The following is a 12,174-nucleotide window of genomic DNA, read 5'->3' on the forward strand; positions in this document are numbered from 1 at the left end:
GCCCGCGCGCCGGCCCCCGGCCGCGCCCCGCACCCCCCCCCCCCCCCCCGCCCGGGGGGGGGGGCGGGGGGGGCGGCCCGGGGGGGGGGCCCCCCCCACGGCGTGGGGACCGAGGGCTCGCCCCCGTCCAGGTGGGATCAGGCGGCTTGGACGAGTTCGGCGCGGCCGAACAGGAGGGCGTAGCCGGGCGGGAGTTGGGTCAGGATGCGGTTGAGGAGGTCGTTGCCGGTGAGTTGTCCGACGAGGGCCAGGACGGTGCCTACGTCCCACCGCGTGGTGGCGTGTGTGCCGCCGGTGCGTGTGGCGAGGTCTTTGACGAAGCCCCAGCCGGTGAGACGTTCGGCGTCGGGGGCGGCGTCCGTCATGATCCGGGCGGCCTCGGTGGGCAGGCGCGCGGCGAGTTGCACGCGCTCCTCACCGGTCAACTGCCTGCCGAGGGCCGCCAGTACCATCCTGACCGTGCGCTCCGCCCGGTCCCTGGTGGGATACGCCCCGTCGTACCGAACCCGTTCCAGCATCTGACCGTACGTCATCACGGGTGCCGGGGGCGGTGTCTGTACCTGGGCGAACATGGTGCGGATGCCTCTCTTCATCAAGAGAGTCGGGCGGAGACGGTGATCGTGGGCGGGGATCAGGTGTGGAGTTCCCTGCGTCCTGCTCCCGGGCCGACGGTGATCTTGCGGGGCTTGGCGCGCTCGGTGACCGGGATGCGCAGGGTCAGGACGCCCGCGTCGTAGTCGGCCTCGATCCGTTCCGTGTCGAGCGTGTCGGCCAGCATGACCTTCCGGGAGAAGGCTCCCAGGGGCCGCTCGGAGAGGTCCATGCGCGCCTCGTCGGAGTGGGCGACCGGGCGCCGCTCCGCCTTGATGGTCAGCATGTTCCGCTCAACGTCGATGTCGATCGCCTCGGGCGAGACACCGGGCAGATCCAGCGCGATCACGTAGACGTCGCCGTCCCGGTAGGCGTCCATCGGCATCGGGGACGGCCTGGACCAGGTGCCGGTCGCACCCAGGAGCTGCTGGGAGAGACGGTCCAGCTCACGGAATTCGGTACGCATCAACATCGTGAAACACCTCCAGTTGGCTTGGGCAGAAACTGCCGATGCGCTGCGGCTGACACCGTTGTAACATGTCATCGAAACGATGACAACCAGGATGTCGTCGAAAGGATGACGCGCCGAAGGAGCGACCGTGACCGCAGCGGACCAGCCCCCACCAACCCCGGGAACCGCCCTGCCCCCCGCCACCTTTCTCGCCGCCTCGGCCGCCCTGGACGCGATCGACCAGGCCGTGCAGACGGCGCAGACAACCGACCCTCCCGACGAAACCGGTGCACCGCGCACCAGCAGCGAACAGGCCCTGGCCGCCCTGCTCCTGCTCCGCGAGGTACGCGAACGGCTCGCCGCCTGGGAACCGGGCCTGATCGAGGCCGCGAGGGACGCCGGAGCCAGCTGGGCCGACCTCGCCGGCCCGCTGGGCGTCGCCAGCCGCCAGGCCGCCGAACGCCGCTACCTGCGCGTACGCCCCGGCGCCCCCGGCACCACCGGCGAACAACGCGTCCAGACCACCCGCGACCGGCGTGCCGGCGAGCGCAGCGTCAGCCACTGGGCCCGCGACAACTCCGCCGACCTGCGCCAGCTCGCCGGCCAGATCACCGCCCTCACGGGACTACCCCCCGACGCCCGAGCACGCCTCGGCCTGCTCGCCACCGCCCTCGCCGACGACGACCCCGCCGCCCTCCTGGCCCCGCTCACCGCCGCCCGCCCCCACCTCGAAACAAGCCACCCCGACCTCGCCGACCGCGTCGACACCATCACCCGCCACACCGACCACCTCCGCCACGACGACACCTGACACGCCGGACGCCACAGGGACAATCGGCGTCCCGTCGAAGGCGATGGAGTCGGTCGTGGCACTTCCCGCCGCCCTGACGCGCCTCCTCAGCCCAAGCACCGCGCCGATTCCCTGAGATCCGGGGCGTGGCCGGTGCAGCCGCTGGGCAGTGGCAGGAAACGACGCCGCCGCCCTCCTCCTCATGATTCCCGTGTACGACGCCCGAGGGGCCGCGCGACCCGAGGGACTCAGCCCATTGCAGAACGGCCCGTTGTCCCGCCGAGGTGTCCGGCTGTTGCCCTCCAGGCGCGAGCGGTCGGTTCGCCTCTTCTCCAGTTCGCCGGGGGCGGACAGGAAAGGTCCCGCACAGAGTGGCCATCGGGTCGGGAGGCATGTCAACGTAGACGACATTCCCCGGAAATCCCAGGTCAGAGACGTGCACGTCCGCAGCCGTCGCTCGAGCGAGCACGGCCTGATCACCTCTGACCCAGCCGTGCGGCTGCCCGAGGCGCGGCTCAGTGGTGTGTGAACCCGTCGTGCTCCGCCGACGGACGACCCTCCTGATCGGACAGGGGCGAGATGCCCTGGAGACTCTTGCGTGCCCACCCTTTCTCCCGTGCGAGGCGGTTCCGTGGAGACCATGGAGACGACCGTCGGCGATCTCATCGATCTGCTGTCCGCCTGCGACCGGAGCGCTCCGCTGCGCCTGGCGATGAACCCGTTCTTCCCGATGGAGCACCAACCCGCCCAAGTCGTCCAGGCCGGCGAGAAGGAGCGGCCTGTTGTCTATCTGGCCGGGGCCGTGATCCGGACAGCCACTCGGGCCTCTGCCGCCCGAGGTCGCCGCTGCCCTCACCTGGCAGGGCCCCGTCCAGGCACCCCCGCGACGCACCCGCCGCTCCGCGCGGCGAGCCGATGGTCAGTAGTGCCCGCTCGATCTCCTGGAGGTGTTTCTGAATCCAAACTCCCCGCCCGACCCGCTCGGACCGGCCGCCCCGTCCGCATACTGGGTGGGTCCCCGGCATCTGACCGGTGACGACGGCCGGCTCTACGACTCGGTGGCCGACACGCTCACCCGCCTCGGCTGGACGAACCTGACCATCGTCCGAGGCAGGCAGGAGCCGGAGTAGGCGCCGGAGGGCCGGCAGGTCCTGCGCGGCACCGTCCTGCACATCAGCCCCGACACGTTGCGGTGGGCCCAGTGGGTCCTGGCCGACGAGCCGTCCCTTCTGGGGGAGTTGCCGGTCGCCTGGCAGGTCTCCGTCCGTACGGACGTGAGCGGTCCACTCGCCGCGTGGTCGGCCTACTTCATCCCCGAGGTCCCCGGTGAGATCCTCGGCGACTTTCTCCACGCGCTCGACGCCAACGACTGGTCTGCCGTGTCGCTCGGCGGCCCCGAGCTGGTCCTCGACGCGGTCACCGCGCACGGCTGGCTGCGCGGCATCGACCAATCGGATGCCAGGGCGACGGACCCGACCTTCACCACCCGTCTCGGCCTCGGCGAGGTGCCCCCGCTCATCCAGGACGGTGATCCGCGGTCCCCGACCGTCGCGCCGGACGACGCGGGCCGGGCCGGGTGGCAGGCGTGGGCCGAACCCGTGCTCGGCGCACCGTACTTGTGGGCGGCGTCGTTCTCCGCGGGCGTGCGCGGGAAACGCTCCTGGTGGTGCTCGACCAACTGCCGGAGACCGAGAAGCAGCGCACGGTGATCCTTGGTGATCTCGCCATGGTGGAGGCCATCGACCGGGGGCCTGAGGAAGCCTGAGCCTATGCCCACCAGGCCCTGGACCAGCTCGAAAGCACCTGGTACGCGACCGACATGGAACGAGCGAGGGAGATGCGCAAGCGTCTCACGCCGTACCAACACCAGCCGTGTGTAATCCAGTTGGAGGAACAGCTCTACGCGTGGGCGACGACTGTCAGTGCTCTTGCTGGTTGAACTCCCTGATGACCGTGGACAGTTCCGAAAGGCTCTCGATCCGGAAGGTGGGCAGCTTCGTCTTCTCGCTGTTCCACTGGATTGTGGCCCACGGCCCACGACGGACCAGTGCGGTCAACATCCCAGCAGCTAGTGCCGGCTCAATGTCGTTGTCGAGGCGGTCTCCCACATAGACGATCTCGTGGTTCTCGTGGGGCACCGCATCGGCAACCCGGTTGAAGAAGAGAGCGTCAGGCTTGGACGCGCCCCCCAGTCGTCGCTCGTGCCGATCAGATCCACGTTGTCGCTGAACAGCGACCGTAGAATCCCCCCGGCGCGAACCGTCTGGTTCCCCGCGATACCGAGCCACAGCCCATCCTTACGCAACTGGCCCATTGCGGGGCGAACGTCACCGTAGAGATCGTCTTCGTTAAAATGCTCGGGCTGACCGGCCGCCGCCCGCGCCGCCCGCTGCCCCGTCAGGTCAAACCCTGGTGCGAACTCAGCGAACACCTCGCGGTAGTCGCGTCCTTGGGAGACAACCGCGCCGAACATGGCCGCGAACGTGTGGCGCGACACACCGAGCCAGTCCGCCCACGTGCCGTACTCCCGTGTCTCGTCAACCAGGCACTCGCCAACATCAAATACAACTGCATGAATCATGAGCAGATCGTAGGTCGACAACTGGCCACCGCTGTCGGATACCGGCAAGGTGCCGTGTCGGCAAGCGCCGCACCGTCACAGAACCGCTCCGGGCTCCAGAAGAGAACCCAAGAAAGATCAGACAGCGACGACAGCGGCGAGGAAGCCAACGACGGACAGCGACCGACCTCCCCGCGACTCAAGGCCTTCTTCGTCGGTGCCCTGGGATCCATGGGCGCGGTGACGGTGGTCAACCTGAACCTCCTCAGCCACTCCCCACCGCCCCCAGTCCGTGGCTATGCCGCAACTCCCGCAGCGGTAAGGCCAGGCCACGAGTTCCTCCTCCGTAGTCGACATCCTGGGCGTCTCGCAGCTAGCGCCTCACCGTCGGCAGTCACAGAGGGCCGCCGCAGGCGGTCGGTACCTGACGCCGCCAGGGATCTTGATGAACCTCGATCTGACAGGTGGGCGCTGAGCTGAGCTTGTTCTTTATGGTCTGAGTCGCCTGAAAGCGTGCGGCAAGGCCAATCCAGCCCCTGAGTAGGGTTGTGGCCATGGCCAAGGGAATGGGGCGGCGGCCCAAGGTGGATCTGGACAGCGGCGTCGAGGACGCGACGATGCTCATCCTGGAATGGCTCGGCGAGCAGGGTGTAGGTGCCATGATCCGGGTCGACGCGGAGCGCATGCGTGACGGTCAGCCGGCGTGGACATTCGCAGCCTCTGGTGGGCCTCTGGATGTTGGGATGAGGGCCGATGGGGCCTCGGCCGCCGAGTGCTTGGGCAGGGCATTGCTTGGATTGCGAGAAGCCGGGCTGGTCGTTCCCTTCTGAAGCCGTGTTCAGCGTCTGAGCTGGTCGCGTTCGGTGATGCTTTCGGGGCATCTGGTGGTCTTGCCGACGTCATAGCGGGTGGCGGGGCGCCGGTTCTTCGAGCCGAGCGGCCTGCCGGGGCCGGGCCGGTTGGGTTTTGGCGCACGGGCCGGACAGGGCAGGTTCGGGCGGAGGTTCCTGAACCCCCGGCGAACCCGGGCCGGGGTGAGCCGGCCGGGCTCGGCCGGCTTCTCCCACGGACGACGAAGGTCGGCGACCAGGGGCCGGGCGAGGCGGAGTTGGGTGTGGGCCGCGATGATCAGCCAGGTCCACCGGTCCGCCGCCGCGGGCGTGCGGATCTTCGGGCGGGTCCAGCCCAGCGTCTGCTTGATCATCCGGAAGGTGTGTTCCAGGTCGAATCTGCGCAGGAACGCCTGCCAGCGCAGATCGACGTCCTCACCCGACAGGCCGGTTGCCGACGACCAAAGCCAGACCGGCAGTGGATCGTGACCGCCGGGCAGGCGGTCGACCTCCAGACGGATCAACGTGCCTTCGATGACCGGGAGTTCACCGGTGTGATCGATCCATGCCGAGCGTGTGGTCAGCCTCGGGTTAATGCGGTCCCAGGCCATCACGCGAGCGGCGCCGTAGCGGTCGGTGACCTGCACGGTCTCCGCGTCCGGATCGCCCCAGGAATCCGGCTTGGCGAAGCGGAACTCCTTGCCGTGCTTCGGTGGGCGTCCTCCCTGTGGCGGAGAGATCCACGGGACCGGAACTGGCTTACGCATCACACGGTCCGTGCGCATCCGCCCCAGGACCTCCACAGGCAGTCCGGCCAGGAGATGGGCCATGCGCGGAGCGTCGTATCCGGCATCGAAGACAACCAGGATGTCGCGGTCACCCGGCTTCCAACGCCCCATCTCGATGAGGTCGGTGACCACCCGGCGGACCTGGGCGCCAGTGACATCGTCGGCCGGCCCCAGCCGCAGCGCGTCCAAGATCTGACACCACGAGGTCCGGCCCGACTCCAGCGCGGCGACGAACGAGTAGGGCCAGCCGGGCACGAACTGGTCCGATGAGCGTCCGCTGCGGCCGTAGACGTGACAGAACAAGCGGTCCGCACTGGTCGGCGCGTCCGGCCGTAGCCAGTGGGTGACATCCACGGCCAGGGCCAGGCGCCCGTCGGCGGCCTCGGGCTGCGGCAGCCCGGCCAGCACCTGCCGCAGCCGTGGTACATCGACGTTCCCGCCGTTCAAGGCTTCGTACATCGCGCCGTGCCCGCGCCGGTGTTCGGCGGTCAGCGTGAGGTCGACCGGCGTCTTCACCGGCCCGTCCGCACACAACAGGGCGTCGGTCAGCTCGAACGTATCCCGCCGGACATCGTGATGCAGCAGACTCATTTCCCCACGGCCTTCGTACTGGTCAAGTGCATCTTTCGTCGGAGCACAGATTCAGACGAAGGCCGTGTTCACGTCCCCGGAATCCTCGTTTGAGCGAGCACGTTCGGCGCATCGTTCGAGGTTAGACCATAAAGAACAAGCTGAGTGCCTGTTTCGGAAGCCAGAAGTGGTGGAATCCTCCGCATGTGTGATCACGGCATCCTCGGGGAGAGGGGGCCGGAGTCGGCGGGGGTCGTCGTCTTTCTGATGCGTTGAGGCTTACTTCGCTGCTCCCTGAGCGGATCAGTCCGGGGTAACCAATGGAATCTGTACTTGCATCGCTTTGGGGACTCGTCACCTTTGCTGGATTCGTCAACTCACTGCTGATTCCGAGGGCTGACGACTACGTGACGAGGTTCAGGGACTCAGTTGGGGAGCGCGAGCGGCGGGAAGCACACCGGTGGACCATGACTATTCGTATCATCCCAGTCGTGATCTTGTTTGTGGCCGCCGTCTTGGTCGTGGCGGCACGAATCACTATTGACACCAGCGCGATGGATCTTTGCCTGCTGGTGCTGACCGTGCTTGCGCAAGCAGGTTTTACTGGGGCTGTGCGGTATCTTGTACCAGCTGTCCCGGCCTCTATTCCGAGCATCACCGTGACACGCGGCGTGGACTGGCAGCAGCTCAGGTCACAGAACACCACACGCCAGACCGCAGTCCGTTTCGTCAATGCCTCCGCAGTCCCGCTGGATTTGAACTGGGTCGACTGGGGCGGTCAGCTGCAATCCTATGGAACAATTCAGCCCGGCCAGCATCGGGTGCAGAGCACTTATGTCGGGCATCCGTTCTTGTTGAGGACCGCTGATGGGCGCGACGCGGCTATAGTCGAGCCACTCTCACGGCCAGCGGTCGTGAGGATCGGCAATACCGATCTCCCCAGCGGACCAGGCGCGCCAGTGCAATAGCTCGTCAGGTGTCCGCCGACGCGAGTTTCCTGGGCCAGTTGGCCGGAGCGGTGGTGACGGCCAGTCGCGCGTGCGCGCGCCGGGCGAACTCTGCGGCGATGGGCTCTCTCCGCCATTCGGCGAGTTCGCTGATGAAGGCGTCGACGTAGCCGCGCGCCCGTACGGAATGAACCGTGGCGATGAGGCCAACTGCTCTGTCGGCCACGGTGATGGCCTGTTCGAGTTCCCGGGCGTGAAGGTAGGCCGTCGCGGTCGCCGTGAGCCGCAGTCCCACCGAGCGGGTGTAGGCGTCTGCCGACATGGCGTCCGCTCGGCCGTTCCACATCAGCGCCGCACTGGGTTTCCGCAGATCCCGGTAGACCTCGGTCGCGTCGGCGGCGAGTCGCGTGTGAGTGACATTGGCGATCCACCGTGGCTCGTCGCTGTCCTTCAGAGCCCGGTCGAGCAGTGCCTCGGATGCGATGAGGGCGGCCGTGGCCGCTCTCTCGTCGCCGGTCTTTGCGTGGGCCCGCGCTTCCATCAGTTTGGCGAAACCCAGCACCCGGGGCGCGGCGCGGTTCTTGGCCCGCTCGTAGGCGCCTTGGGCCATGTCGACAGCCTCACTGGGGTACCCGCGGAGCACGGTCTGGAGGGCCATCGTCGACAGGACGTAGCAGCCCATGCCCACGTCGCCGCCGGCCCGTGCCAGCCGCAGGCCCTGGATGAAATGGCGCTGAGCGGTGTCGTGTTGGCCGGTGTCGACCGCAGTCCAGGCGGCAACGCGGGCAAGTTCGGCGGTGACGGTGAAAAGTTCGCGCCCCGTCGCCTCGGTGTAGGCACCGCGCAGCAGCGGGGCGGCGCGTTCGCTGAGGCAGGCGCTGGCGGAAGCGGCCTCTCGGCTGCCGCCTCCGTACTTGGAGTCCCAGCGCTGCGCCTCGCTGACGGATTTCCACAGACCCGTGATGTCGTTGCGTCCGACGCGAGGTCTGGAGACTCGGGCCAGGCCGGTGTCGGCCGGGTGGACGAGCCATCTGGTGACGGGCGTGGCGTAGGAGCTGATGGCGAAGCCGATGACGTCGCGTCGTTCCACGTCGCTGTCGCTCCAGAAGTCGGCGGCGCCGAACACGGCGTCGGACGGGTCTCGCTCGAATCGAAGTCCGAATGTCGGCGTCTGACGCGAGTTGCGCGTCCATGCCGATCTCTTCGGTGGTGACTGCACGGCCCAGGCGTTCTCCAAGCGCTTCGGCTATCAGGGACGGTACTGGGGGGCGGGGGGACATCCCGCGTTCAGTCCAGTTCACGACACCCGTATGGACGCACTTCGCGGCGATCCCCGGGCAGGTCTCCTTCATGCCCCGGCCCGGGGACTACCTCATCGTCGACCAACGCCGCTCCCTGCACGGCCAGGACTAGAAGAAGCCCAGCTTCTTCGGCGAGTACGACACCAGCAAGTTCTTCGTCTGCTGGTAGTGGTCCAGCATCATGCGGTGGTTCTCGCGGCCGATGCCCGACTGCTTGTAGCCGCCGAACGCCGCGTGTGCCGGGTACGCGTGGTAGCAGTTCGTCCAGACGCGGCCCGCCTGGATCGCGCGGCCCGCGCGGTAGGCGGTGTTCATGTCGCGGGTCCAGACTCCCGCGCCCAGGCCGTACAGCGTGTCGTTCGCCGTCTTGATCGCGTCGTCGAAGTCGGCGAAGGACGTCACCGCGAGCACCGGGCCGAAGATCTCCTCCTGGAAGACCCGCATGCGGTTGTCGCCCTCGAAGATGGTGGGCTGGACGTAGTAGCCGCCGGCCAACTCGCCCTCGTACTCGATTCGCTGACCTCCCGTCAGGATCTTCGCGCCCTCCTGCTGGCCGATGTCCAGATACGAAAGGATCTTCTGGAGCTGGTCGTTGGACGCCTGGGCGCCGATCATCGTGTCCGTGTCCAGCGGATGGCCCGGCACGATCGCCTCGGTGCGGGCGATGCCCGCCTCCAACAGGTCGCTGTAGTGGCCGCGTTGGATCAGTGCGCGGGACGGGCAGGTGCACACCTCGCCCTGGTTGAGGGCGAACATCGTGAAGCCCTCAAGTGCCTTGTCGCGGAAGTCGTCGTCCGCGGACCAGACGTCGTCGAAGAAGATGTTCGGGCTCTTGCCGCCCAGCTCCAGCGTGACGGGCTTGATGTTCTCGGAGGCGTACTGCATGATCAGCCGCCCCGTGGTGGTCTCGCCGGTGAACGCGACCTTCGCCACCCGTGCGCTGGACGCGAGCGGTTTGCCCGCCTCCACGCCGAAGCCGTTGACGATGTTGACCACGCCCGGCGGCAGCAGATCGGCGACCAGGCTCATCCAGTAGTGGATCGACGCCGGGGTCTGCTCGGCCGGCTTGATGACCACCGCGTTGCCCGCCGCCAGCGCGGGCGCCAGCTTCCAGGTCGCCATCAGGATGGGGAAGTTCCACGGGATGATCTGCGCGACCACGCCCAGCGGCTCGTGGAAGTGGTACGCGACGGTGTCGTCGTCCAGCTCGCTCAGCGAGCCCTCTTGGGCCCGGAGCGCGCCCGCGAAGTAGCGGAAGTGGTCGATGGCGAGCGGGATGTCGGCGGCCAGTGTCTCGCGGACCGGCTTGCCGTTCTCCCAGCTCTCCGCGACGGCCAGCTCCTCCAGCTTCGCCTCCATACGGTCGGCGATCTTGTTGAGGATGTCCGCGCGCCCCCCGGCCGACGTCTTTCCCCAGGCCGGAGCGGCTCCGTGGGCCGCGTCCAGCGCACGTTCGACATCGGCCGCGGTGCCTCGGGCGATCTCGGTGAAGGGGCGGCCGTTGACCGGGCTCGGGTTCTCGAAGTACTTGCCCTGGGCCGGCGGGACGTACTCGCCGCCGATCCAGTGGTCGTAACGGGACTCGTACGAGACGATCGCGCCGTCGGTGCCCGGCGCTGCGTATCGGGTCATCTCTGTGGCCTCCCGGTGGGGTGCCGCCCGCCTTTGGACGGCGCTCACCGTGAGGCTAGGAGCGCGGACGTTGCGACCACGTTGCGCAGCGCACTCCCTCGACGTGCCTCCTCGACGTGCGGCTCAGTCCGCCTTGATCATGTCCGCGCACTTCTCGCCGATCATCATCGTCGTGATGCACGGATTGACCGCGGGCAGGAACGGCATCACGGACGCGTCGGCCACCCTCAGCCCCCTCACGCCCTTCACCCTCAACTGCGGGTCCAGCGGCGAGTCCGCGTCGTCCGCCGCCCCCATCCGCACCGTGCCCGCCGGGTGGTAGACGGTGTTGTGCGTCTTGCGGATGTAGTCGAGCAGCTCCTCGTCGGACCGCGCGTCCGGCCCCGGTGCCAACTCCCGTCCCTTCCACGCCGCCAGCGGTTCCTGCGCGGCGATCTCACGGGCGAGCCGCAGCCCGTACGTCATCACCCGGATGTCGTGCTCGTGGGTGAAGTAACGCGGATCGACCCTCGGCTTGTCCCGGAAGTCGCGCGTACGCAGCCGTACGGTGCCGAGCGAGCGGGCGCGGGTGACGTTCGGCGTCAGACAGAAGGCGTTGTCGGTGGTCGGATAGCCGCGCCGGTAGGTGTTCATGTCGAAGGGCACCGAACCGTAGTGGAACATCAGGTCCGGCCGGTCCAGACCCGGCTCGGTCTCGGCGAAGATCCCGATCTCCCACCACTGCGTGGAACTGGTGACCATGGGCCGCCGCGCCTCCCACATGATCACGCCCTCCGGGTGGTCCTGGAGGTGGGAACCGACGCCGGGGGAGTCGACCCGTACGTCGAGACCGTTCTCCCGTAGATGCCCGGCCGGGCCGATGCCCGACAGCATCAGCAGCTTCGGCGAGTCGATCGACCCGCAGGAGACCACGACCTCACGGCGCGCGTAGACGGCGCCGCTGTGCACGGTGTCCGGCTCCAGATACTCCACCCCCGTGCAGCGGTGCCGGTCGCCCGGGTCGTCGAACAGCAGCCGCTTCGCCTGGAGTCCCGTACGCACCTCAAGGTTGGGCCGTCTGCCGAGGATCGGGTGCAGATACGACACGGAGGCGGACGAACGCGTGCCGTCCGGATGCGAGTTGATCTGGAACCAGTGCGCTCCCCGCAGCACCGTCCGGCCCGTGTTGAACGGCGTGGTGGGGATCCCGGCCGCCGCGCATGCCTCCAACAGGGCGGTGCCGCAGGGGTCGTTCGGCGGGATCGTCATGATGTTCACCGGGCCCGAACGGCCGTGGTGGTCGCCGGGCGCGTCGTTGGTCTCCAGCCGCCGGTAGAGCGGGAAGCAGTCCGGCGCGCTCCAGCCCGCGCAGCCGAGGGCGCCCCACTCGTCCAGGTCCTCGGCCGGCGCCCAGAAGGCGATGCACGAGTTGTGCGACGAGCAGCCGCCGAGGACCTTGGCGCGGGCGTGGCGCATGAAGTCGTTGCCGTTCTCCTGCGGTTCGACCGGGTAGTCCCAGTCGTATCCGGACTCCAGCAGCGCCATCCACCGGTCGAGCTTCAGCACATTGTCGTCGCCCACGTCCGAGGGGCCGGCTTCCAGTACGCAGACGGTGACGGCGGGATCCTCCGTCAGGCGCGCGGCGACGACGGCCCCCGCCGTACCACCGCCGACGACGACGTAGTCGAACTCGGCCACGGGACGTGCTGCGGACATCGCTTCTCCAGACGCGGGG

Annotated in this window: 9 protein-coding genes and 2 pseudogenes; 4 read left to right on the forward strand and 7 right to left on the reverse strand. The window is 68.3% G+C overall.

Going from position 1 to position 12,174, the window contains the following annotated elements; all coding sequences use genetic code 11:
* Window positions 1-137: 137 nt before the first annotated feature.
* The gene (locus ACFYNU_RS36570) at window positions 138-593 is read right to left on the reverse strand and encodes a DUF2267 domain-containing protein (RefSeq protein WP_356585357.1); all 456 of its coding nucleotides are present in this window, start codon (window positions 591-593) and stop codon (window positions 138-140) included.
* A gap of 38 nt (window positions 594-631) precedes the next feature.
* Window positions 632-1,063, reverse strand: a complete 432-nt coding sequence (locus ACFYNU_RS36575; RefSeq protein WP_356585358.1) for an Hsp20/alpha crystallin family protein — start codon at window positions 1,061-1,063, stop codon at window positions 632-634.
* Between the two features lie 127 nt (window positions 1,064-1,190).
* Here ACFYNU_RS36575 and ACFYNU_RS36580 point away from each other — a divergent pair, with 127 nt between their 5' ends.
* Together ACFYNU_RS36580 and ACFYNU_RS36585 are read left to right on the forward strand one after the other, a co-directional pair.
* Complete coding sequence (locus ACFYNU_RS36580; RefSeq protein WP_356585359.1) at window positions 1,191-1,853, forward strand: type III effector protein; 663 nt, start codon at window positions 1,191-1,193, stop codon at window positions 1,851-1,853.
* Window positions 1,854-2,773: 920 nt separating this feature from the next.
* A pseudogene (locus ACFYNU_RS36585) lies at window positions 2,774-3,541 on the forward strand (DUF317 domain-containing protein).
* A 210-nt stretch (window positions 3,542-3,751) separates the two neighbouring features.
* On the opposite strand, the pseudogene ACFYNU_RS36590 reads toward ACFYNU_RS36585, so the two are convergent.
* Window positions 3,752-4,413 (reverse strand): annotated as a pseudogene (locus tag ACFYNU_RS36590) (HAD family hydrolase).
* 533 nt (window positions 4,414-4,946) lie between these two features.
* Here ACFYNU_RS36590 and ACFYNU_RS36595 point away from each other — a divergent pair.
* Window positions 4,947-5,222 (forward strand): hypothetical protein, encoded by a 276-nt coding sequence (locus ACFYNU_RS36595; protein WP_356585360.1) that lies wholly within the window; start codon window positions 4,947-4,949, stop codon window positions 5,220-5,222.
* A gap of 8 nt (window positions 5,223-5,230) precedes the next feature.
* Here the strand turns inward: ACFYNU_RS36595 and ACFYNU_RS36600 are convergent, their stop codons facing one another.
* Window positions 5,231-6,601 carry an NF041680 family putative transposase gene (locus tag ACFYNU_RS36600; RefSeq protein WP_356585361.1) on the reverse strand — a complete coding sequence of 457 codons (1,371 nt, stop codon included), beginning with the start codon at window positions 6,599-6,601 and terminating at the stop codon, window positions 5,231-5,233.
* 446 nt (window positions 6,602-7,047) lie between these two features.
* On the opposite strand from ACFYNU_RS36600, the gene ACFYNU_RS36605 reads away from it, so the two are divergent.
* Window positions 7,048-7,548, forward strand: a complete 501-nt coding sequence (locus tag ACFYNU_RS36605; RefSeq protein WP_356585362.1) for a hypothetical protein — start codon at window positions 7,048-7,050, stop codon at window positions 7,546-7,548.
* A 4-nt stretch (window positions 7,549-7,552) separates the two neighbouring features.
* Here ACFYNU_RS36605 and ACFYNU_RS36610 read toward each other — a convergent pair whose 3' ends face one another.
* The 3 genes from ACFYNU_RS36610 to ACFYNU_RS36620 form a co-directional block, all read right to left on the reverse strand.
* On the reverse strand, window positions 7,553-8,617 hold the full coding sequence (locus ACFYNU_RS36610; RefSeq protein WP_356585363.1) for a sporulation protein: 1,065 nt from the start codon (window positions 8,615-8,617) through the stop codon (window positions 7,553-7,555).
* A 319-nt stretch (window positions 8,618-8,936) separates the two neighbouring features.
* A complete protein-coding gene (locus ACFYNU_RS36615) occupies window positions 8,937-10,460 on the reverse strand; it encodes an aldehyde dehydrogenase family protein (protein WP_356585364.1) in 1,524 nt (507 codons plus the stop codon).
* Window positions 10,461-10,583: 123 nt separating this feature from the next.
* The gene (locus ACFYNU_RS36620) at window positions 10,584-12,155 is read right to left on the reverse strand and encodes a GMC family oxidoreductase N-terminal domain-containing protein (RefSeq protein WP_356585365.1); all 1,572 of its coding nucleotides are present in this window, start codon (window positions 12,153-12,155) and stop codon (window positions 10,584-10,586) included.
* Window positions 12,156-12,174: the final 19 nt, after the last annotated feature.

This window comes from Streptomyces sp. NPDC006643 (assembly GCF_042870175.1).
Taxonomy (GTDB): Bacteria; Actinomycetota; Actinomycetes; order Streptomycetales; family Streptomycetaceae; genus Streptomyces.